We start from the raw sequence: 19760 nt of genomic DNA, 5'->3' as shown, positions 1-19760 counted from the left end.
CCTGGCCGCATAACGTCACACTGACGATGCTCACGGCGCAGCGTCAAGTGGCGCCGGGCATCTGGGAGATCAATCACCGAGGGCCGTGCCCAGGGCGGCTATGACATCGGCCTTGCGGGGCTGACCTGCGGCGCGGCGCACGATCGCGCCCCGTGCGTCCAGCACCAGCACGGTCGGCGTGCGCAGAATGTTCAGATTCCGCACGAGGTCGAGATGGGCCTCGGCGTCAACCTCCACATGCGCCACGCCCTCCAGCATCTGCGCAACTTCCGCCAGGGTGCGCCGGGTGGCCCGGCACGGCTGGCAGAAGGCGCTGGAGAACTGCACCAGGGTGGCCCGCTCGCCCAGCTCCGCGCCGATCTCGGCGGCGCCCAGCCGCTCCCCGTCGTCCCGCCCTCGCACCGTCAGCCTCCCGTTGCGGCGCTGGTGCCATATGCCGAAGGCGCTCGCCGCCGCGAGCACCGCGATGCACACCATCAGTCCCGTCATGTCCGATGAGTCCCCTCATCCCGGGCCCGTCATCCCGGGCCCGCCGTCTCAGCATGCAGCATTCACGAGACCGCCATCATTCCCGCGGACGCCGCGGTTCCGGAGCGGGGCCGCGGTACGCCAGGCTGGAGCCATGCCTTCCGACACCCCTCCCCCCGCCTCGCTCGACGTCCGCGGCCCGCGGTTCGGCGCGGCGCTCACCACCGTCGTCCTGGCCGCCGTACTGATCTCCGGGAGCGGCCCGCTGCTGGCCGTCCAGGCCCTGGTCTTCGCCATCGGGGCGGCGGCCGGCGTCCAGCGCTCCCCGTATGCCGTGCTGTTCAAGGTGGCGGTACGTCCCCGGCTCGCGCCGCCGACCGAGTTCGAGTCCGCTGCCCCGCCGCGCTTCGCGCAGGGCGTCGGCCTGCTCTTCGCCGTCGTGGGACTGATCGGCTACTTCGCCGGGCCGCAGTGGCTGGGCATGGCGGCCACCGGCTGCGCGCTCGCCGCGGCGTTCCTGAACGCGGCCTTCGGCTACTGCCTGGGCTGCGAGATGTACCTCCTCCTGCGCAGGACGGCGGACCGGACGACGGCCTGAGCCCGCCTCGCCGACCCCGCCCCGGTCGCCATTCCCACCGGCCCGCACCGGTACGTACCGGTCGTTACCGTCCCTCACGTGACGAGAATCTCCCGGTCGGGGCCGTCGGCCCGCTGGCCGCCACGGCCGTGATCGGGCACGATCTCCCGGAGCCGCACAGTTACGGCCGCGTAGGTTTACGGCCGGGTAGGTTTAGGTTCACGTCACCGCCGGGAGAACCCTCCCCAGGCACAGAGAAGGGGTCTCCCGATATGGCCGAGCTCGTCTATCCGCCGGTGATCGGTGCCGCCCGCACCGTTTTCAAGGCGCTCGACCTCAAGTTCGACATCTCGGGGGCCGAGAACATCCCGCGCCGCGGCGGCGCGGTCCTGGTGAGCAATCACATCGGCTATCTCGACTTCGTCTTCGCGGGCCTGGCGGCGCGGCCCGCCAAGCGGCTGGTCCGTTTCATGGCGAAGGAGTCGGTCTTCCGGCACAAGGTGTCGGGGCCGCTGATGCGCGCGATGAAGCACATACCGGTCGACCGCGCACAGGGCATGCACGCCTACAAGCACGCGCTGACCGCGCTGCGCTCCGGGGAGATCATCGGCGTCTTCCCCGAGGCGACGATCTCCGAGTCGTTCACCCTCAAGAACTTCAAGTCGGGTGCGGCCCGGCTGGCGCAGGAGGCGGGCGTACCCCTGATCCCGCTGGCCCTGTGGGGCACCCAGCGGCTGTGGACCAAGGGCCACAAGCGCGATCTGGGCCGTAACCACTTCCCGATCACCATCCGCGTCGGCGAGGCGCTGGAGGCCGACCCCGCCGACCACGCCGAGAAGATCACCGACCGGCTGCGCGCCCGCGTCCAGGACCTCCTGGAGGCCGCCCAGCGCGCCTACCCCGTACGCCCCAGGGACGCCGAGGACACCTGGTGGATCCCGGCCCACCTGGGCGGCACCGCCCCGGTACCGGGCGCCTGACGGGGCCTCGCGGCGCGCCGACCCGGCCCCACCTGTGCCGCTCGGCGCGCAACCGGGGCGGTTCCGCTACGGACGGCGGAGCCTGACGGACAGGAAGAGCGGCTGGTTGTGGGTCTTGTCGTAGCGACGCGGATCGACCAGCCGGGCTTCCTCCGTCGCCCGGGGCTCCGCGAGCTCTTCCAGCACGAAGCCGCTGCCGAGAAGCTCGCCGAGGAACTGTTCCAGCGTCATGCGCCAGAAGTTGAGGGCGAATCCGTCGCCGAACGGGAGCTCCACACGCTCATCGGCGAAGTACGAACCGCCGAAGTAGGCCCAGTCGCTGGTCGGATGAGTGGTGGAGACGAGGAGCGTGCCGCCGGGCCGCAGTACGCGCCGGATCTCGGAGAGCAGCTCCCGGCGTGCGTCGATGTGGTGGTAGACGAGGGCCATCACCGCCAGGTCGAACGACCGGTCCGCCAAGTAGGCCAAGGGCTCCTCGAGGTCGTGGTGGTGTAAGACGGCACCCTCGCCGAGACGCTCCCGAGCGACCCGCAGCAGGGCCTCGCTTCCTTCGACGCCCACGACCTGCGCGGCACCCCGCTGCACCAGCTCAGCCGCAAGGTGGCCCGCCCCGCACCCCAGATCCAGAACCCGCAGCCCGCTCACGTCACCGGCCATCCTCAGCATGGCGGGCCGGTCGGTATACGCGTGATAGGCACTGCCGGTGGCCTGGACGGCGAACTGCCTGCCCATCTCGTCGTGGTATGCCGTGTCAGGTCTCATCGGGTCATTCTCACGCCGCCGTCGGGCGACGGGAACTGCCCGGACGGTCATGCGCGGTGCGGGTGCGCTGCCGCACGGCCCGGGCACGAGGGGTGCACGTGCTCGGTGCGCGGTCCCTGGAACACGTGGGCGGGCACCAAGATCAGTGCCCCCAGACCTCGCCGATCTCGATACGGGCGCCGGGACACGCCTTCTCCAGACACGGCTCCGCCGCTACGGCCCGGCACCTCCCCGTAGGGGGTGGGAAAAGACAGTGGGGGCGTACGTACGCAGTCGGGTGCGCGTCACGAGAACGGGACACCCGACGCCCACCCCCACCGGCCTCCTCCCCCCACCGTCGGGAGGGGCCGCACCGGAGGACGAAGTCCGCAGGGGCGGCACCGCGGCCGACACACAACCCCCGCCCGCCGCAGGCGAAACGGCGACAAACCCCCACGGCGGGAAAGCCGAAAACGTGGGGCGCGGCAAAGCGCAGCGGATCAGCGCGCGATTTCCTCCCGCAGCGCCGCCAGGAATCCGTCGACGTCCTGCTCCGTCGTGTCGAACGAGCACATCCAGCGCACATCGCCGGCCGCCTCGTCCCAGAAGTAGAAGCGGAAGCGCTTCTGGAGGCGCTCGCTGACGTCGTGCGGGAGACGGGCGAAGACCGCGTTGGACTGCACCGGGTAGAGGATCTCGACGCCGTCGATCTGCCGGACGCCGGCGGCCAGCCGCTGCGCCATGGTGTTGGCGTGCCGGGCGTTGCGCAGCCACAGGTCCTTGGCCAGCAGGGCCTCCAGCTGGACGGAGACGAAGCGCATCTTCGAGGCCAGCTGCATGGACAGCTTGCGCAGATGCTTCATGGCGCGTACGGCGTCGTGGTTGAGGACGATCACGGCCTCGCCGAAGACCGCGCCGTTCTTGGTGCCACCGTAGGAGAGGATGTCGACGCCGACGGCATTGGTGAAGGCCCGCATCGGGACGTCCAGCGTCGCCGCGGCGTTGGCTATCCGGGCGCCGTCGAGGTGCACCAGCATGCCGCGCTCATGGGCGTGTTCGCAGATCGCCCGCACCTCGTCAGGGGTGTAGACGGTGCCCAGCTCGGTGCTCTGGGCGATCGAGACGACCTGCGGCATGGCGCGGTGCTCGTCCTCCCAGCCCCACGCCTGCCGGTCGATCAGCTCGGGCGTGAGCTTGCCGTCCTCGGTCGGTACGGTCAGCAGCTTGAGCCCGCCGACCCGCTCGGGCGCGCCGCCCTCGTCGACGTTGATGTGCGCGGTCTCGGCGGCGATCACCGCGCCCCAGCGGTCGGTGACGGCCTGGAGGGCGACGACGTTGGCGCCGGTGCCGTTGAACACCGGGAACGCCTCGGCGCTCTGCCCGAAGTGGCTGCGGACGACGCGCTGGAGGTGCGCGGTGTAGTCGTCCTCGCCATAGGCGACCTGGTGGCCGCCGTTGGCGAGGGCGAACGCGGCCAGGACCTCCGGGTGGGCGCCCGCGTAGTTGTCGCTGGCGAAGCCGCGTACCTGGGTGTCGTGGTGCTGCCGGGCGTCGGTCGTGCCGGCGCCGGCGGCCGGGCTCGCCGCCCGGCCGTCCGTCGCGCTCATCGCTTCGTTCACCGCCCGCTGCACGGCCGACGGCACGGCCCGGCTCACCGCCTCGCTGACGGCTTCGGTCACGGCACGGCTCACTGCTTGGGGGTCAGCCACAGACGCTGTCCATTCACTTCCTGGGCGGGCCTGCCCCAGACCCCGGCGATGGCCTCGGCCAGCTCCGTGACGTCGGTGAAGCCCGCGAACTTGGCGTTCGGTCGCTCGGCGCGCATCTGGTCGTTGACGAGCGCCTTGACGATCAGGATGGCAGCCGCGGCGCGCGGACCCTCCTCGCCCCCCGCCTTGCGGAAGCCGTCCGCCATCGCGAGCGTCCACGCCTCGGCGGCGGCCTTGGAGGCGGCGTAGGCGGCGTTGCCGGCGGTGGGCTTCGAGGCGCCCGCCGCGCTGATCAGGAGAAAGCGGCCGTTGCCGCTGCGTTCGAGGGCGTCGTTGAAGGCGAGGGAGGTGTGCTGGACGGTACGGATCAGCAGCTTGTGCAGCGTGTCCCAGTCCGTCAGGTTGGTCTCCGCGAAGGTCGAGGAGCCGCGCCAGCCGCCCACGAGGTGGATCAGCCCGTCGATCCGGCCGAATTCCTTTTCCGTGCGGTCCGCCCATTCGCGGGTCTGGTCCAGGTCGAGAAGGTCGACGGTGTCCCCTATCACCGTGGCGCCGCCGTGCGCATAGCGCGCCGCGTCCACGGCCTCCGCCAGCCGCTCGGGGTCCGCGTCGGAGCCGACCACCACCGCACCCGCTTCGGCGAGCCGCAGCAGGGTGGCCCGGCCGGCCGGTCCGGCCGCTCCCGCCACCGCGATGACAGCGCCGTCCAGCGGCCCCTGTCCGCCCGTCGAAGTACCCATCTCCGTCGCCTCCTCGTCCTGCCCCTGGACGGCCGCCCGCCGGGAGTCGTGCCGGTCGCTGTGCGCTGTGTTCGTCATGCCGCCGCCAGCACGTCGCTGTCGGCGGTGATGCCCTTGGTGGAGGCGATCACCGTACGCAGCTTCTTGCGCAGCGCCTCGTAGAACATGCTCAGCGGGAACTCGTCCGGCAGCACGTCGTCCACCAGTTTGCGCGGCGGCTGGTCCAGGTCGAGGGCGTCGGGTCCCTTGGCCCAGACCGAGCCCGGGTGCGGTGCGAGGTAGGTCGAGACGAGGTCGTACGCGGCGAGCCAGTGGACCAGCTTGGGCCGGTCGATGCCGTCGCGGTAGAGCTTTTCGATCTCGCCGCACAGCTCGTTGGTGACCTTGGGCGCCCGCTCCCAGTCGATGTGCAGTGTGTTGTCCGTCCAGCGTACGACGTCGTGCTGGTGCAGGTAGGCGAAGAGCAGCTGGCCGCCGAGGCCGTCATAATTGCGCACCCGGTCGCCGGTGACGGGGAAGCGGAACATCCGGTCGAAGATCACCGCGAACTGGACGTCACGCGCCTGGCGGTAGCCCTCGGCCTCCAGCTTCACGGCCTCCTTGAAGGCGGTGAGGTCGCAGCGCAGCTCTTCGAGGCCGTACATCCAGAACGGCTGGCGCTGCTTGATCATGAAGGGGTCGAACGGCAGATCGCCGTGGCTGTGGGTGCGGTCGTGGACCATGTCCCACAGGACGAAGGCTTCCTGGCAGCGCTCCTGGTCGGCGACCATCTCGCGGATGTCGTCGGGGATGTCCAGGCCGAGGATGCCGACGGCGGCCTCGGTGACGCGGCGGAAGCGGGCGGCCTCGCGGTCGCAGAAGATGCCGCCCCAGGAGAAGCGCTCGGGCGCCTCGCGCACCGAGATCGTCTCGGGGAAGAGCACCGCCGAGTTGGTGTCGTAGCCGGCCGTGAAGTCCTCGAAGGTGATGCCGCAGAAGAGGGGGTTGTCGTAGCGGGTGCGCTCCAGCTCGGCGAGCCATTCCGGCCAGACCATGCGCAGGACGACGGCCTCGAAGTTGCGGTCCGGGTTGCCGTTCTGGGTGTACATGGGGAACAGGACGAGGTGCTGGAGGCCGTCGGCGCGCTGCCGGGCGGGCTGGAAGGCCAGCAGCGAGTCGAGGAAGTCCGGCACGCCGTAGCCCTCGTCGGCCCAGCGGCGCAGGTCGGCGACGAGCGCTCGGTGGTATTCGGCGTCGTGGGGCAGCAGCGGGGCGAGCTGCTCGACGGCCGCTATCGCGCGCTCGACCTCGGCGCGGACGGCGTCGGCACGCGGCGCACCGTCGGCCTCCAGGTCGATCGAGCCGTCCTTGGACTGCCACGGGCGGATGGCCTCGACCGCGTCCTTGAGGACGGGCCACGCCGGATGGTCGACCACACGCTCTGCGGTCGCGGTGCCCTCCGGGACACCCACAGGCGAAAAGATTTCCGTCATGACTGCCCTCCGGCGGTAGATCCTCTTGTCCGGCCACCGTAACCAGCCAAGGATCGCCAGCTCAAGGGGGGTCGGTGAAAATTATTCTGCGGTAACCCGCCATAGACGCATCTTTTTCCTGCGAGTGGCCGAGTCTTCAAGACGTTCTGCCCGCCAGGACAAGGGAATCCGCCATTCCTCCGGTGGTGAGAGCGGACGTCCCGGCGTAAACACCGGACAGTGGTGTGGCATATGCCACACCACCCCCAAGAGCCTCACGGCCCTCCGCTCCCCCGCGCCGGGAGGAGCCCTAGGTATAAAACTGCCGGACATTGCCCTCACCGAGGCGGGCCGCGAGGCGCTCGCCGCCTGGGCCGACGGCGCCGACGACCCGGGTGCCCCGGAGGAGTGGCAGTTCCCGCGGATCGCCCTGGACTGGAGCGAACGCCGGCACCTGGCGGAGCTGGAGCTGGCCGAGGCGATGCCGGCGGACCTGGACCGGCTCGGGGGCACTCGTACGAGCTGCGGGCACTCGTACGGGCTAGGGGCGAGTTGTCCTACAGCGCCAACAGACGGAACGGATTAGGCTGTGCGCCGTTTCGGGCAGCAGTTTGTCGACGGTCGACAGTTTTCGGCCGACACCTTCAAACCGACAGAAGCGAACCGACAGAAGCGAGGCAGCCTTGTCCTTTCTCACCATCGGACACCGCGGGATCATGGGCGTGGAGCCGGAGAACACCCTGCGGTCCTTTGTACGCGCCGAGCACGAGGGCCTCGATGTGATCGAACTCGATCTGCATCTGAGCAAGGACGGCGCGCTCGTGGTGATGCACGACGCCGATGTGGACCGTACGACCGACGGCACCGGCCCGATCGCCGAGCGCACCCTGGCCGAACTGCGCGAGCTGGACGCCGGGCGGGGCGAGCGGATCCCGGTGTTCGAGGAGGTGGTGGAGGCGGTCAAGGCGCCGTTGCAGGCAGAGATCAAGGACGTGGCGGCGGCCCGGACGCTGGCTGAGGTGATGCGGGCCCGCGATCTGACCGGCCGGATCGATGTGATCTCCTTCCACGACGAGGCGCTGGCCGCGATCCGCACACTGCTGCCGGGGGTCCGTACGGCTCTGGTCGGCGACCGTTACGGACTCGATGTGGTCGACCGCGCACAGGCGGTGGGCGCGGGCATGCTCTCGCTGAACATCCGCCGGCTCACCCTCGAACTGGTCGAGCGCGCCCACGCCGCCCATCTGAAGGTGCTGGCCTGGACGGTCAACACCCACGATCAGCTCCGCCTCGCCCGCGGGCTGGGCCTGGACGGGGTGGTGACCGACCAGCCGGAGATCCGGCGGGCGGTGCGCTTCACCGCGTAGCGGGCCCGTCGCAGCGGCAGCCGTACGCGGAAATCCGCAGTTCACAGCGGTGCAATGCGCTTCCAGCATGCGGACGTTTCGCCAATTGATCTCGACACGGGGGCCCTGGCACTGCCAGTCTCCCGCCATGCGCCTCGTCAACCGCCCCACCCACCTTGCCGCTTGGGCAACCGCTGCACTGCTCGTCACGGCCGTCGGCTGTGCCCCGCAGGACGAGTCCCCCGGTGGCGGCTCCGCCGCCGGTCAGGGAAAGAGCTGCGACCGCGGCAAACTGGCCACCGTGGCCTCCGGGAAACTCACCGTGGGCACCGACAAGCCCGCCTACGCCCCCTGGTTCGCCGACGACGATCCGGCCAACGGCAAGGGCTTTGAATCGGCCGTCGCCTACGCCGTGGCCAAGCGGCTGGGCTACGGCAAGGACGCGGTGCGGTGGCGGACCGTGCCGTTCAACAACGCCTTCGCGCCCGGTGAGAAGACGTTCGACTTCGACATCAACCAGATCTCCATCAGCGCCTCGCGCAAGCAGGCCGTCGCCTTCTCCTCCGGTTACTACGACGTACGGCAGGCGGTCGTCGCGCTCAAGGGCTCGAAGGCCGCGAAGGCGAAGAGCGTGGCCGACCTCAAGGACGCCAAGCTCGGCGCGCAGGTCGGCACCACCAGCCTCGATGTCATCAACGACACCATCCGGCCCGGCAAGTCCGTGGCCGTGTTCCAGAAGAACGATCTGGCCAAATCGGCACTGCGGAACGGGCAGATCGACGCGCTGGTGGTCGATCTGCCGACCGCCTTCTACATCACCTCGGCCGAGGTCAAGGACGCCGAGGTCGTCGGGCAGTTCCGCAGCGAAGGCGGCGCGGCCAAGGAGCAGTTCGGGCTGGTGCTGGACAAGGAGAGCCGGATCACCGGCTGCGTCTCGGCCGCGGTGGACGCGCTGCGCAAGAACGGCACGCTGGCCGCGCTGGAGAAGAAGTGGCTGACCGATGCCGTGTCGGCGCCGGTGCTCAAATGACGTACGTACAGGACGCCTTGGAGAAGGCCGACGACGGTTACCTACCCTCCGCACGGCGTCTCGAACGGGAGCGGTTCAAACGGACGCGGGCGCGGCGTGCCACCGCCCTCGCGGCGCTGAGCACCCTCGTCACCGGCGCCGTCCTCTTCCTCGTCATCACCCGCTCCCCCGGCTGGCCGCGCACCCGTGCCACCTTCTTCAGCGCCGAGTACGCACGGAAGGCGCTGCCGAAGGTGCTGGAGGGGCTGCTGCTGAACCTGAAGCTGCTGGTGGTGTGCGGGGCGGCGGTGCTGGTGATCGGGCTGCTGCTGGCCATCGCCCGGACGCTGCGCGGCCCGGTCTTCTTTCCGCTGCGCGCGCTGGCCACCGCGTACACCGACTTCTTCCGCGGGCTGCCGCTGATCATCTGTCTGCTGATGGTGGTCTTCGGGGTCCCGGCGCTGCGGCTCCAGGGCGTGACCACCGATCCGGTGGTGCTCGGCGGCTCGGCGCTGGTGCTGACGTATTCGGCGTACGTGGCCGAGGTCTTCCGCGCCGGGATCGAGTCCGTCCACCCGTCGCAGCGGGCCGCGGCCCGGTCGCTGGGCCTGTCCAGCGGCCAGGCGCTGCGCCATGTGGTGCTCCCGCAGGCGGTACGGCGGGTGGTACCGCCGCTGCTCAACGACCTCGTCTCGCTCCAGAAGGACACCGGTCTGGTCTCCATCGCGGGCGCGGTGGACGCGGTATACGCAGCGCAGATCATCGCCGGCAAGGACTTCAACTACACGCCGTATGTCGTCGCGGGGCTGGTGTTCGTCGCACTGACCATCCCGATGACGCGTTTCACGGACTGGGTCACGGCCCGGATGGACCGCCGCCGGGCGCAGGGAGGGACGGTATGAGCGCGGGGGACGACGGTATGCGCACCGCAACGGAGGCCCCGGACGGCGGGCCGGTGCTGCGGCTGGAGTCCGTACGCAAGACGTACGGGCGGGGCACGGTCGTCCTGCGGGACGTGGACCTGGAGGTCGCGCCGCACACCGTGACCGCGCTGATCGGCGCCTCGGGATCGGGCAAGTCCACGCTGCTGCGGTGCGCGAACCTGCTGGAGGAGATCGACGACGGCGCGATCTTCCTGGACGGCGAGGAGATCACCGACCCGCGGGTGGACGAGGACGCGGTGCGCCGCCGGATCGGCATCGTCTTCCAGGCGTACAACCTCTTCCCGCACATGACGGTGCTGGACAACATCACGCTGGCGCCGCGCCGGGTCCACGGCGTGCCGCGCGCCGAGGCCGAGGCGCGCGCCCATGAGCTGCTGGAACGGCTCGGGCTCGGCGGGCGGGCCGGGGAGTACCCGGACCGGCTCAGCGGCGGGCAGCAGCAGCGGGTGGCGATCGTGCGGGCGCTGGCGGGCAGGCCACGGCTGCTCCTGCTGGACGAGATCACCGCGGCGCTCGACCCGGAGCTGGTGGGCGAGGTGCTCGGGGTGGTGCGCGATCTCAAGGAGGAGGGGATGACGATGGTCATCGCCACCCATGAGATGGGCTTCGCCCGGGAGGTGGCCGATCAGGTCTGCTTCCTGGACGGCGGGGTGGTGCTCGAACGCGGCACCGCCGGGCAGGTCTTCGGCGATCCGCAGCACGGCCGCACCCGGCAGTTCCTGGAGCGGATCATCGCGGCGGGGCGGCTGTGAGAGGGGTGGGCGCCCCAGGCCGGGCGCCCCAGGCCGTCAGCCGAGCGCCTTGACCAGCAGCTCGAATTCCAGGTCGGTGCGCTGCGGGATGCCGAACCGCTCGTCGCCGTACGGGAACGGGCTCAGCTCGCCGGTACGGCGGTAGCCGCGGCGCTCGTACCAGGCGATCAGCTCCTCGCGCTGGCGGATCACGGTCATCCGCATCTCTCGGGCGCCCCAGGTGTCCCGGGCGGTCCGCTCCGCCTCGGCGATGATCGTTTTGCCGAGGCCGCCGCCCTGGAGCTCGGGGCGGACCGCGAACATCCCGAAATAGACGTGATCACCGCGGTGTTCGAGCTGGCAGCAGGCGATCATCTCGCCGTCCCGCTCGGCGACCAGCAGCTGGCCGTCCTCGGCCCGCACCACGGCCGCGACCCCGTCCGGATCGGTGCGCCGGCCCGCCAGCAGATCCGCCTCGGTCGTCCATCCGGCCCGGCTGGCATCGCCGCGGTACGCCGATTCGACCAGCGCGACGAGCCCGGGTATGTCGGCGTCGACGGCGCGGCGGAAGGTGAGCGGGGCGGCGGACCCGGACTGCTGCGGGAGGGGCTGCGGGGCGGCGGACTGCCGGCTGGTCGGTGGCATGGGGGGAGGCTAACAAGCGGGGTGGCCGCCGTGTCAGGGCCCTTCGTCCCGTCCCTTCGCCTAGGGTCCGTGCCATGGTGCAGGTACTGAGCAGCAGGGTGCTGGTGCGGCCGTCCGACCCCGCCCGGTCACGGGCCTTTTACGGCGAGGCGCTGGGGCTGGAGATCTACCGGGAGTTCGGCACGGGACCCGACCGCGGCACCGTGTACTTCCTCGGCGGCGGCTTCCTGGAGGTGTCCGGCCGCTCCGCGGAGCCGCCCACGGGCACGCTCCAGCTCTGGCTCCAGGTGGCGGACGCCGCGGCGGCGCACGAGGAGCTGGTGGCACGCGGGGTGGAGGTGCTGCGGCCGCCGGTCCGGGAGCCGTGGGGGCTGATCGAGATGTGGCTGACGGATCCGGACGGCCACAAAGTTGTCATCGTGGAAATCCCGGCGGACCATCCACTCCGATACCGACCCTGACGAAAACGCGGCCTAACGGGACCTCGGGCCACATGCCCCAGGGTCTCGGTGCTTGCCGCCGGAGTGTCCGCGGGGGGGGCGACCCTCTTCGCTGAACGACTCCGCCGGCCATCCGCTTCCCTGTCCGACCGGTCGACCACCGACTCCTCGGGGCAGGGGTACCGGCGGCCGGGGACCGCTACAAAATCTGTGAGAACTCGTACTGCAATTCGTAGAGGTGACCGGCCTCAACCGTGTCGTGGGCCTCCACGGGTCGGTCATTGTCGCTGTGGACCACTCGGAAGGTGCGCAGGACCGGCACGTTGCGTGGCAGCTTCAGGAGGGCGTGCTGCTCTTGGGTGGGGATCCGGGCGGACACGGAGTCCACGCACCGGCGCGGCGGATAGCCCAGCTGGGCCAGGAGGGTGGAGGTGCCTCCGCGGATCTTGCGGTGTTCCATCATCTCGGTGCCCTGGACGATCTGTAGCGGGAAGTAGGCCTTGACCAGTCCGGCCGGCTCGTTGTCGAACGTCAGGATCTGGGACCGCAGGAGGACAGGGTTGCCTGCGTTCAGCCCGAGCGCCTGCACGATGTGGGCCGGAGGCTTGGGCACGGGCTTGACTTCCAGCAACACGCAGGTGGCGCGTACCCCGCGCCTTCGTGCCTCAGTAACCCAGCGGAAGGGCTGCCCCGGATCGGCCGGAGCCAAGCTCCGCGCGGGTTGCATGGTCCGCTGGCGGTGCTCGAGGACGACGGCGTTCGGCGCCTCATCCGCCGTGTCGGCGCACCTGGTGACCAGGCGTTCCTCGCACAGGATGTGGAGCGCCCGTTCCACGGTCGCGCTCGACGTGACGAACCGCTTCCGCAGTTCTGCTGTCAGCAGGACGGCGCCCGGGAGGACGATTCCCGACAGGATCTCGTCCCGCAGGTCGGCAGCGACGCGCTCGGGCAGGGGACGCTGATCGGTGGTCTGCTCGCTCATTGTCGTCATGCCCCCGTTATGCGGGAGCCACGCAGGAGGGCGCCAGTGCACCATTTCGGCCAGGCGCGGATCCCGCTGAGGGTCACAGCCCCCGTCGCGCGACCCATCAAACACGCCCTGGGCCCGGTTTTGGGCCCGGTTTTGGGCCCGCCCCGACGTGCCTGTCGGCGCGAGCGGTCGATCACCCCTGCGCTATCGCCCCCGATGTTCGTGCGCTCCCCCGTTGCGCCGGTGCGCTCCCATACGCCCGGCGGGATCTGGGCAACCTGCGGGCGGAGTGATGGGGGAGGTGTGCCGTGCACGGATCGCCGTTCATCGGCTGGCTGCTGGTGCTGTTGTGCGGTGCGGCGGGTGCGTACTGCCTGTCGCGGATGCGTACGGGCAGCGCCGCGCAGCGTACCGAGCTGCGGGGGGAGGGGCTGATGGCGCTGGGGATGGCCGTGATGGCGCTGCCCGCGTCGGCGGTGGCGCCGCCGTCGTGGTCGTCGTGGCTGTTCGTGGCGGGCTTCGGGGCCATGGGGGTGTGGGCGCTGATGCGGCGTCATCTTCATCATGCGGTGGATGCGGTGGCGATGGTGTACATGGGGCTGGCGATGGTGTTGGGGCACGACGGGTCGATGGGTTCGGACGGGTCGATGGGTTCGGACGGGTCGATGGGTTCGGACGGGTCGATGGGTTCCGCGGGCGCGACGGGTTCCGCCGGGCCCATGAGTGCCACCATGCCCATGGGTTCCGCCGAGCCGATGAGCCATGGCGCGCCCGGCGGGGTGCCGTTGCTGACCGGCCTGTTGCTCGCGTACTACATCGTCTTCGTCCTCGCCGCCGGGGTCCGGCTCGTCCCTCCGGCCGTGGTGAGCGGCGGTCCGGCGGCGGCGGTGGCGTGTGTGCGGCCCCCGGTGGTGGCGGCCTGCCGGGTGGCGATGGGCCTCGCCATGATCGCCATGCTGCTGACGATGTGACCCGGCGGCGCAGAAGTGGCGTGTGTCACATAGGTCGCGCGGACGTACCCACCGGTAGTGGCCGCTCATAGGCTGGCGCCATGATGGTCCCCCTCGCGCTGATGGTTCTCGGCGTGCTGGCCGCGGCGATGGCGCCGCGGCTGATGGCCCGTTCCGACTGGCCCGACCGCGAGCCGGTGCTCGCCCTGTGGGTGTGGCAGTGCGTGGTGGCCGGGGTTCTGCTGTGCTGCGCGCTCGCGATGTCGCTGAGCGCGGCCGCCGCCTGGGAGTCCGTCCGCGGCCCGGTCTTCGGCCTCGCCCCGAGGGTGGTCGTCGAGGCATACGCCCTCAAGCCGTACGGGCCCTGGGCCGGGGCGCTCGCCGTCTTCCTGGCGGGCGGTGGCGCCTGGACGGCCGTCGCCCTGACCCGCGAGGTACGGGCCGCCCGCGCCCGTAGGCGCCGGCGGCGGGCCGACCTGCTGCGCCGCGCCCCGCTGCTGCCCGGCGAGGAGCCCGCCGGCGAACGCCTGGTCGTCCTGGAGAGCGACCGCCCGGGGGCCTGGTGGCTCCAGCAGTCCTCGCCCCAACTGGTCGTCACCACCTCGGCGTTGCGCCGCCTGAAGGACCGTCAGCTCGACGCGCTGATCGCCCACGAGCAGGGCCATGCCCGCGCCCGGCACGACCTCCTGCTCTACTGCGCCTCCGCGCTGGCCGCCGGTTTCCCGCAGGTTCCGGTCTTCGCCGCGTTCCGCGACCAGGTGCACCGGCTGGTCGAACTGGCCGCCGACGATTCCGCCTCGCGCCGCTTCGGCCGGCTGACCATCGCCCTGGCGCTGGTCGAACTCAACGAGGACCGCGGGGTGTTCGGCCCCTGTCCGCCCCAGCTCGCGCAGGTTCCGCAGCGGGTGGACCGGCTGCTGACGCCGCCGCCCCGCTTCACCCCGGCCCGCCGGCTGCGGATGACGGCGTGCGCGGCGCTGGTCCCGGCCGTACCGCTGCTGGTGACGTTCGTCCCCGGGCTCAGCGCGCTGAGGTAGCCCGGGCGCCGGAGCGGGGCCCGGGGCGCTCGCCCATGGCCCCAGGCGTACGCGAGGATCACCCCATGGCCCCCATGGCACCACGCCCCCGCCGCACCCCGGGCGCACTTCCCGTCCCTCTGCTCCTCCCCGTCCCCCTCCTCCTCGCCTTCGCCCTCCTCACGGCCCTGGTCGTCCTGCGCTGGGGCCCGCTCCTCTCCCTGGACGCCTCCCTGGCCACCTCGCTCCACCACATCGCCGTCGGCGAACCCGCCTTGACCCGGCTCAACCTGCTGCTGACCGACTGGGTGTGGGACCCCTGGACCATGCGCGCCCTCCTCGCGGTGGCGGTCTGCCTGCTGGTGCGGCGGGGTGCCTGGGTGGTCGGGGTGTGGGTGGCGGCGACCTCGCTCACCGGTACGGCGCTCCAGCAGACGCTCAAGGCGGTGATCGGCCGGGCGCGCCCCGTCTGGCCGGATCCGGTGGTGTCCGCGGACTACGCCGCGTATCCCTCCGGGCATGCGCTGTCGGTGACGGTGGCGGGCGGGCTCGTCCTGTGGCTGCTGCGGCTGCACGGGGCGCGCCGGGGCGTGCGGTGGACGGCACGGGTGCTGGTGGCCGTCTCGGTCCTCGGCGTCGGCTTCACCCGGGTCTATGTGGGCGTGCACTGGCTGTCGGACGTGGTCGGCGGCTGGCTGCTGGGCGCGGCGCTGGTGGCCGGGGCGGCCGCGGCGTACCGGGTATGCGCGGAGCGGGCGGGCGGGTTGGCGTCCTCCGGCGGCCCCGGGTTGGCCGGACGCCGTACAGCGGCCAGGATGGCCGTCATGACGACCATGACGACGTTCAAGGGTGTGCTCTTCGACTTCTCCGGAACGCTGCTGCGGATCGAGCCGGCCGAAAGCTGGCTGCGCGCCGCGCTGGACGCGTCCGGCACCGCCATGGCCGACGCCGAGGTCGCCCGCACCGCGGTGGCCTTGGAGCGGGCGGGCGCGCTGCCCGGCGGCGCCTCCCCCGTCGAGCTGCCCGCCGATCTGGCCGAACTGTGGGAGGGCCGCGACCGCGACGCCGCCCACCACCGCGCGGTGTACACCGGCCTGGCCCGCCAAGTGCCGCTTCCCGAGCCGGAGTTGTACGACGCCCTGTACGACCGCCACATGACGCCGGACGCCTGGATCCCGTTCCCCGATGCCGCCGAGGTGCTGGCGCGGCTGCACGGTGCCGGGATCCGTATCGGCGTGCTGAGCAATATCGGCTGGGATCTGCGGCCGGTGCTGCGCGCCCACGGGCTGGACCGCTATGTCGACCACTACGTCCTGTCCTACGAACACGGCGTCCAGAAGCCGGATCCGAAGATCTTCGCGCTGGCCTGCGAGGCGCTGGGGCTGCCGCCGGACGAGGTGCTGATGGTGGGCGACGACCGCCGGGCGGACGGCGGTGCCACGGCGCTGGGCTGCGGCTATCTGCCGGTGGACCATCTCCCGGCGGAGGAGCGGCCCGATGGGCTGCGGCCGGCGCTGGAACGGGTGGGGCTGACGGGTCCTGCGGGCCCGTCCCCGGACCCGGACGCATCCCGCAGCACCAGCCGCTCCTGAGGCCCGATCAGGTTCCGCTCCGGTCGGCGGCCGTCCCCACGGGCAGAAGACGGGGCCGTCCGCGGACGGCCAGATTGGCGTACTGCACGGCGGGGCTGTGGTGCGCGAGATGTTCGGCGAGCCGGTCGGCGAAGCCGCGCAGGCCGGTGGTGTCGTCGCCGTCGCCGAGTCCCTCGGTCTGACTGTCGCCCAGGGCGACGTACCGCAGGTAGCGCGGGTGGCGCGGGTCGGCGCCGTGGCCGGTGCCGGTGTCAGTGTCGTGCATGGGCGCGCTGCCTCTCTCGCAGAACGGTGATCACGCGCTCGCACCAGTCGCGGTTGCCCCGCTCGAAGGCGAGGCCGCGCAGACAGGTCAGATACGGCCCGATGCGCTCGCCGTGCCGCAGGAACTCCTCCTCGCTCCGCTCGCCCCGCATCCCGTGCAGCAGCTCGCCGAACAGATCGATCTTGGCCTGGGCGAAGGCGGTGCGCTCGGTGAGCTGCGCGATCAGCGTCCCGGTGTCGACGTGGTCGGCGGCCTGGACCTTGACGACCAGGTCGTCGCGGATGAACGAGGGCTTGGCGGCGGCGGCCGTGAAGCGGTCGAGTTCGGCCAGACCGGCGTCGGTGACCGTGAACAGGCGCTTGGTGGGCCGGGTGTCCTGGACCACCTCCCGGCCCGTGACCAGCCCGTCCTTCTCCAGCCGCGTCAGCTCCGCGTACAGCTGCTGCGGCTGCGCATGCCAGAAGTTCGCCACTCCGAGGTCGAAGACCTTGGTCAGCTGATAGCCGCTCAGCTCCTCGTCGAGCAGGGCCGCCAGCACGGCGTGCCGCAATGCCACCTCGGATCGCCTCCTCTGGCCGTGGACACGCCCTCATGATACTCATGAATCTGACTACTCAGATTCATGAGTAGGAAGACAGGAACGCAAGGTAGACCCTGCCCAGCAGCACAAAGGGCCAGCAGCACAAAGGGGACGTCATGACCGCAGCAGACCGCTTCCGCTCCGCCGTCGAGAGCCGCGACCTCGCGGCCCTGGATGATCTGTTCACCGACGACATCCGCTTCTACAGCCCCGTGAAGTTCACCCCCTTCGAGGGCAAGCCGATGGTGCTGGGCCTCTTCGGGGTCCTGCTGCGCACCTTCGAGGACTTCCGCTACGTCGGCGACTTCACCGGCAGCTCGGAGACCAGCGCGGACGGCACCGCCGCACCCTCGGCGGTCCTGCTGTTCCGGGCCACCGTCAACGGCAAGCAGATCCACGGCATCGATCTGCTGCACCTCGACGGTGACGGAGACGGCCATGGCGACGGCCGGATCAAGGAGTTCACTGTCATGGTGCGGCCGCAGTCCGCCGTGCAGGCGCTGAGCGAGGCGGTGCTGGCCGGACTGGTCTCCGAGGGCCTGGTGCCGGCGCCGCCCGGCGGAGATGCGGGTCCGCGGGCCCTGTGAAACCGTGAAGGAACAGCGTGTCCGCCGACGGGCTCGGGTGTCGACGGCCAGACACTCCCGGTCTCCCCCGGTCCGTAGGCCCCGTGAGGAGCACGCCATGGCCTCTAGGAAACGTGTCAGCGGCTGGACGGTGTTCGCCGCGGTGCTGATGTTCTTCGGCGGTGCGATGACGATCGCCGAAGGCATCGCCGCCATCGCCCACAACCACGTCTTCGTCTCGACCCGCAACTACCTGTTCTCGTTCAACCTGACGGGCTGGGGATGGATCCATCTCATCCTGGGCATCGTCGTCCTCCTCGCGGGCATCGCGCTGTTCCGCGGCGCGGTGTGGGCGCGGGTGGTCGGCGTCATCCTGGCGGCGCTGGCCGCGCTCAGCAACTTCCTGTGGATTCCGCAGGCCCCGTTCTGGGCCATGGTGCTCATGGCCATCGACATCACCATCATCTGGGCGCTGTGCACGGGTGACCGGCGCCGGGTGACCTAGCGTCGGCGGTCCGGGACCTGGGACCCGACGATGGCGACGACGGCCGCATCCGGCGATCCGACGGTGGAAGGCGCCTCCCCGCACGAGCGCGCGGCGGCCGGCAAGGCGCTGCGCGGGGAGGTCCCCCGCTCCCGGCACGGCGAGTACACCCCGGCGGCGGACCGCGCCGACCCCGTCGATCTGCTGGAGGAGCAATCGGCGCACCGGGTACCGGAGTTGGTGCCGCTGCGCTACGGCCGGATGCTGGAGTCGCCGTTCCGCTTCTACCGGGGCGCCGCCGCCGTCATGGCCGCCGATCTGGCCACCACCCCGTCCACCGGGCTCACCGCCCAGCTGTGCGGTGACGCCCATCTGCTCAACTTCCGGCTGCTGGCCTCCCCCGAGCGTCATCTGCTCTTCGACCTCAACGACTTCGACGAAACGCTGCCCGGCCCCTGGGAGTGGGACGTCAAACGGCTCACCACGAGCCTGGTGATCGCCGGACGCGAGAACGGCTTCGATGCGTCCGTCCGCTCCGGCATCGTGCGCACCGCCGCCGCGTCGTACCGCGAGCAGCTGCGCCGCTATGCGCGGATGCGCACCCTCGACGTCTGGTACGCGCGTGCCGATATGGAGGACGTACGGATCGCGGAGGCCCACCGGCTGAGCGGTCTCGGCCGCAGGCGGCTGAACCAGGCCATGGACAAGGCTCGCTCGCGCGACACCCTTCAGGCGTTCCGCAAGCTGGTGCGGGTGGACGGCGGCCGGCTGCGCTTCGCCGCCGATCCGCCGCTGATCGTGCCGCTGCGGGAGCTGCTGCCGGACGCCGAGGCCGACCGGACGGAGGAGCTGCTGCGCGGGCTGATCGAGAGGTACGCCCGCTGTCTGAGGTCTGACCACCGCCGCCTGCTGGCGGAGTACCGGGTGGTCGACATGGCCCGGAAGGTGGTCGGGGTGGGCAGCGTCGGCACCCGCTGCTGGGTCATCCTGCTGCTGGGCAAGGACGCCGACGATCCGCTGCTGCTCCAGGCGAAGGAGGCCGGCACCTCCGTGCTCGCCCGGCACACCGCCCCGAGCCGCTACGACAACCAGGGCGAGCGGGTCGTCACGGGGCAGCGGCTGATGCAGGCGGCCGGTGACATCTTTCTCGGCTGGGAGCGGGTCACCGGCCTCGACGGCGTCCAACGCGACTTCTACGTACGGCAGTTGCGGGACTGGAAGGGCATCGTCGAGACGCAGATCATGGTTCCGCGGGGGATGCGGCGGTTTGCCGCGCTGTGCGGGGCGACGCTGGCGCGGGCCCATGCGCGCAGCGGGGACCGGATCGCGATGGCCGGGTATCTCGGCAACGGCGATGCCTTCGACGAGGCGCTGGCGCGGTTCGCGGAGTGTTACGCCGACCAGAACGAGCACGACCATCAGGCGCTGGTGGATGCGGTCCGGGCGGGCCGGGTCACCGCCGAGCCCGGCTGAGGGGTGCGCCGAACCACCGCTTGCCACGGACGAGCGCCCGGCCAAAAGCTCCGGCCGGGCGCTCGCTGCGAGGGTGCCGCTCC

22 protein-coding genes and 2 pseudogenes are annotated in these 19760 nt (G+C 71.1%); 14 read left to right on the top strand and 10 right to left on the bottom strand.

The genetic code is table 11. The features are described 5' to 3' along the window. Window positions 1–69 precede the first annotated feature (69 nt). On the bottom strand, window positions 70–489 hold the full coding sequence (locus tag SNA_RS15015; protein ID WP_030071882.1) for a TlpA family protein disulfide reductase: 420 nt from the start codon (window positions 487–489) through the stop codon (window positions 70–72). A 133-nt stretch (window positions 490–622) separates the two neighbouring features. On the opposite strand from SNA_RS15015, the gene SNA_RS15010 reads away from it, so the two are divergent. After that, on the top strand, window positions 623–1066 hold the full coding sequence (locus SNA_RS15010; RefSeq protein WP_030071884.1) for a DUF4395 domain-containing protein: 444 nt from the start codon (window positions 623–625) through the stop codon (window positions 1064–1066). A gap of 251 nt (window positions 1067–1317) precedes the next feature. Next, entirely contained in the window at window positions 1318–2025 is a 708-nt protein-coding gene (locus SNA_RS15005) for a lysophospholipid acyltransferase family protein (protein WP_044365380.1), read from the top strand. A 66-nt stretch (window positions 2026–2091) separates the two neighbouring features. On the opposite strand, the gene SNA_RS15000 is transcribed toward SNA_RS15005, so the two are convergent. From SNA_RS15000 to SNA_RS42300, 5 genes are all read right to left on the bottom strand, one after another. Further along, window positions 2092–2787 (bottom strand): class I SAM-dependent methyltransferase, encoded by a 696-nt coding sequence (locus SNA_RS15000; RefSeq protein WP_030071890.1) that lies wholly within the window; start codon window positions 2785–2787, stop codon window positions 2092–2094. 479 nt (window positions 2788–3266) lie between these two features. Then, the gene (locus tag SNA_RS14995; protein ID WP_044365398.1) at window positions 3267–4373 is read right to left on the bottom strand and encodes a threonine aldolase family protein; all 1107 of its coding nucleotides are present in this window, start codon (window positions 4371–4373) and stop codon (window positions 3267–3269) included. An 80-nt stretch (window positions 4374–4453) separates the two neighbouring features. Next, window positions 4454–5215 (bottom strand): SDR family NAD(P)-dependent oxidoreductase, encoded by a 762-nt coding sequence (locus SNA_RS14990; RefSeq protein ID WP_241779661.1) that lies wholly within the window; start codon window positions 5213–5215, stop codon window positions 4454–4456. Window positions 5216–5289: 74 nt separating this feature from the next. Next, entirely contained in the window at window positions 5290–6687 is a 1398-nt protein-coding gene (locus tag SNA_RS14985; RefSeq protein WP_030071894.1) for a DUF6421 family protein, read from the bottom strand. Between the two features lie 289 nt (window positions 6688–6976). Next, window positions 6977–7198 (bottom strand): hypothetical protein, encoded by a 222-nt coding sequence (locus tag SNA_RS42300; RefSeq protein WP_157879927.1) that lies wholly within the window; start codon window positions 7196–7198, stop codon window positions 6977–6979. Between the two features lie 151 nt (window positions 7199–7349). Here SNA_RS42300 and SNA_RS14980 point away from each other — a divergent pair, with 151 nt between their 5' ends. The 4 genes from SNA_RS14980 to SNA_RS14965 all read left to right on the top strand — a co-directional run bounded on the left by SNA_RS14980 (window position 7350) and on the right by SNA_RS14965 (window position 10717). Beyond that, window positions 7350–8033 carry a glycerophosphodiester phosphodiesterase gene (locus tag SNA_RS14980; protein WP_030071896.1) on the top strand — a complete coding sequence of 228 codons (684 nt, stop codon included), beginning with the start codon at window positions 7350–7352 and terminating at the stop codon, window positions 8031–8033. 127 nt (window positions 8034–8160) lie between these two features. Further along, window positions 8161–9042 (top strand): ABC transporter substrate-binding protein, encoded by an 882-nt coding sequence (locus SNA_RS14975; RefSeq protein ID WP_030071898.1) that lies wholly within the window; start codon window positions 8161–8163, stop codon window positions 9040–9042. Further along, a complete protein-coding gene (locus SNA_RS14970; protein WP_030071900.1) occupies window positions 9039–9923 on the top strand; it encodes an amino acid ABC transporter permease in 885 nt (294 codons plus the stop codon). The genes SNA_RS14975 and SNA_RS14970 overlap by 4 nt, the downstream gene beginning before the upstream one ends. Beyond that, complete coding sequence (locus SNA_RS14965) at window positions 9920–10717, top strand: amino acid ABC transporter ATP-binding protein (RefSeq protein WP_044365377.1); 798 nt, start codon at window positions 9920–9922, stop codon at window positions 10715–10717. Before SNA_RS14970 ends, SNA_RS14965 begins: the two co-directional genes overlap by 4 nt. 36 nt (window positions 10718–10753) lie before the next feature. Here the strand turns inward: SNA_RS14965 and SNA_RS14960 are convergent, their stop codons facing one another. Continuing rightward, the gene (locus tag SNA_RS14960) at window positions 10754–11341 is read right to left on the bottom strand and encodes a GNAT family N-acetyltransferase (RefSeq protein ID WP_044365376.1); all 588 of its coding nucleotides are present in this window, start codon (window positions 11339–11341) and stop codon (window positions 10754–10756) included. A 74-nt stretch (window positions 11342–11415) separates the two neighbouring features. Between SNA_RS14960 and SNA_RS14955 the strand changes: the two genes are divergently transcribed. Continuing rightward, window positions 11416–11802: a VOC family protein gene (locus SNA_RS14955; protein WP_044365375.1), complete on the top strand. Its 387-nt coding sequence runs from the start codon at window positions 11416–11418 to the stop codon at window positions 11800–11802. Window positions 11803–11980: 178 nt separating this feature from the next. Here SNA_RS14955 and SNA_RS14950 read toward each other — a convergent pair whose 3' ends face one another. After that, complete coding sequence (locus tag SNA_RS14950) at window positions 11981–12772, bottom strand: GntR family transcriptional regulator (protein WP_030071908.1); 792 nt, start codon at window positions 12770–12772, stop codon at window positions 11981–11983. 287 nt (window positions 12773–13059) lie between these two features. Here SNA_RS14950 and SNA_RS14945 point away from each other — a divergent pair, with 287 nt between their 5' ends. From SNA_RS14945 to SNA_RS14935, 4 genes and pseudogenes are all read left to right on the top strand, one after another. After that, a complete protein-coding gene (locus SNA_RS14945) occupies window positions 13060–13722 on the top strand; it encodes a DUF5134 domain-containing protein (RefSeq protein ID WP_030071910.1) in 663 nt (220 codons plus the stop codon). An 80-nt stretch (window positions 13723–13802) separates the two neighbouring features. Then, complete coding sequence (locus tag SNA_RS14940) at window positions 13803–14738, top strand: M56 family metallopeptidase (protein WP_044365374.1); 936 nt, start codon at window positions 13803–13805, stop codon at window positions 14736–14738. A gap of 35 nt (window positions 14739–14773) precedes the next feature. Further along, window positions 14774–15385: pseudogene (locus tag SNA_RS44985) on the top strand (phosphatase PAP2 family protein); the annotation flags it as partial. 156 nt (window positions 15386–15541) lie between these two features. Next, window positions 15542–16309, top strand: coding sequence for an HAD family hydrolase (locus SNA_RS14935; protein WP_420823482.1), 768 nt, complete (start codon window positions 15542–15544; stop codon window positions 16307–16309). A 55-nt stretch (window positions 16310–16364) separates the two neighbouring features. On the opposite strand, the pseudogene SNA_RS14930 reads toward SNA_RS14935, so the two are convergent. Further along, a pseudogene (locus SNA_RS14930) lies at window positions 16365–16574 on the bottom strand (SGNH/GDSL hydrolase family protein); the annotation flags it as partial. After that, complete coding sequence (locus SNA_RS14925; RefSeq protein WP_030071918.1) at window positions 16561–17130, bottom strand: PadR family transcriptional regulator; 570 nt, start codon at window positions 17128–17130, stop codon at window positions 16561–16563. The pseudogene SNA_RS14930 and the gene SNA_RS14925, both read right to left, overlap by 14 nt. 140 nt (window positions 17131–17270) lie before the next feature. On the opposite strand from SNA_RS14925, the gene SNA_RS14920 reads away from it, so the two are divergent. The 3 genes from SNA_RS14920 (at window position 17271) to SNA_RS14910 (ending at window position 19677) form a co-directional block, all read left to right on the top strand. Next, window positions 17271–17741, top strand: coding sequence for a nuclear transport factor 2 family protein (locus tag SNA_RS14920; protein WP_030071920.1), 471 nt, complete (start codon window positions 17271–17273; stop codon window positions 17739–17741). A gap of 97 nt (window positions 17742–17838) precedes the next feature. After that, window positions 17839–18225 (top strand): DUF7144 family membrane protein, encoded by a 387-nt coding sequence (locus SNA_RS14915; RefSeq protein WP_037793811.1) that lies wholly within the window; start codon window positions 17839–17841, stop codon window positions 18223–18225. Window positions 18226–18255: 30 nt separating this feature from the next. Further along, a complete protein-coding gene (locus SNA_RS14910; RefSeq protein WP_044365373.1) occupies window positions 18256–19677 on the top strand; it encodes a DUF2252 domain-containing protein in 1422 nt (473 codons plus the stop codon). The last annotated feature ends 83 nt before the right edge of the window (window positions 19678–19760 follow it).

Source organism: Streptomyces natalensis ATCC 27448 (genome assembly GCF_000935125.1).
GTDB classification, from domain to species: domain Bacteria; phylum Actinomycetota; class Actinomycetes; order Streptomycetales; family Streptomycetaceae; genus Streptomyces; species Streptomyces natalensis.
Note: the sequence above shows the minus strand (reverse complement) of the source record. Positions and strands in the feature narration are given on the sequence as shown.

Bases quoted from the DNA above. Each gene is read 5' to 3' on its own strand.
- SNA_RS15015 (WP_030071882.1), bottom strand. From the start codon at position 489: ATGACGGGACTGATGGTGTGCATCGCGGTGCTCGCGGCGGCGAGCGCC.
- SNA_RS15010 (WP_030071884.1), top strand. From the start codon at position 623: ATGCCTTCCGACACCCCTCCCCCCGCCTCGCTCGACGTCCGCGGCCCG.
- SNA_RS15005 (WP_044365380.1), top strand. From the start codon at position 1,318: ATGGCCGAGCTCGTCTATCCGCCGGTGATCGGTGCCGCCCGCACCGTT.
- SNA_RS15000 (WP_030071890.1), bottom strand. From the start codon at position 2,787: ATGAGACCTGACACGGCATACCACGACGAGATGGGCAGGCAGTTCGCC.
- SNA_RS14995 (WP_044365398.1), bottom strand. From the start codon at position 4,373: ATGAGCGCGACGGACGGCCGGGCGGCGAGCCCGGCCGCCGGCGCCGGC.
- SNA_RS14990 (WP_241779661.1), bottom strand. From the start codon at position 5,215: ATGGGTACTTCGACGGGCGGACAGGGGCCGCTGGACGGCGCTGTCATC.
- SNA_RS14985 (WP_030071894.1), bottom strand. From the start codon at position 6,687: ATGACGGAAATCTTTTCGCCTGTGGGTGTCCCGGAGGGCACCGCGACC.
- SNA_RS14975 (WP_030071898.1), top strand. From the start codon at position 8,161: ATGCGCCTCGTCAACCGCCCCACCCACCTTGCCGCTTGGGCAACCGCT.
- SNA_RS14970 (WP_030071900.1), top strand. From the start codon at position 9,039: ATGACGTACGTACAGGACGCCTTGGAGAAGGCCGACGACGGTTACCTA.
- SNA_RS14965 (WP_044365377.1), top strand. From the start codon at position 9,920: ATGAGCGCGGGGGACGACGGTATGCGCACCGCAACGGAGGCCCCGGAC.
- SNA_RS14960 (WP_044365376.1), bottom strand. From the start codon at position 11,341: ATGCCACCGACCAGCCGGCAGTCCGCCGCCCCGCAGCCCCTCCCGCAG.
- SNA_RS14955 (WP_044365375.1), top strand. From the start codon at position 11,416: ATGGTGCAGGTACTGAGCAGCAGGGTGCTGGTGCGGCCGTCCGACCCC.
- SNA_RS14950 (WP_030071908.1), bottom strand. From the start codon at position 12,772: ATGACGACAATGAGCGAGCAGACCACCGATCAGCGTCCCCTGCCCGAG.
- SNA_RS14940 (WP_044365374.1), top strand. From the start codon at position 13,803: ATGATGGTCCCCCTCGCGCTGATGGTTCTCGGCGTGCTGGCCGCGGCG.
- SNA_RS14935 (WP_420823482.1), top strand. From the start codon at position 15,542: ATGACGACCATGACGACGTTCAAGGGTGTGCTCTTCGACTTCTCCGGA.
- SNA_RS14920 (WP_030071920.1), top strand. From the start codon at position 17,271: ATGACCGCAGCAGACCGCTTCCGCTCCGCCGTCGAGAGCCGCGACCTC.
- SNA_RS14915 (WP_037793811.1), top strand. From the start codon at position 17,839: ATGGCCTCTAGGAAACGTGTCAGCGGCTGGACGGTGTTCGCCGCGGTG.
- SNA_RS14910 (WP_044365373.1), top strand. From the start codon at position 18,256: ATGGCGACGACGGCCGCATCCGGCGATCCGACGGTGGAAGGCGCCTCC.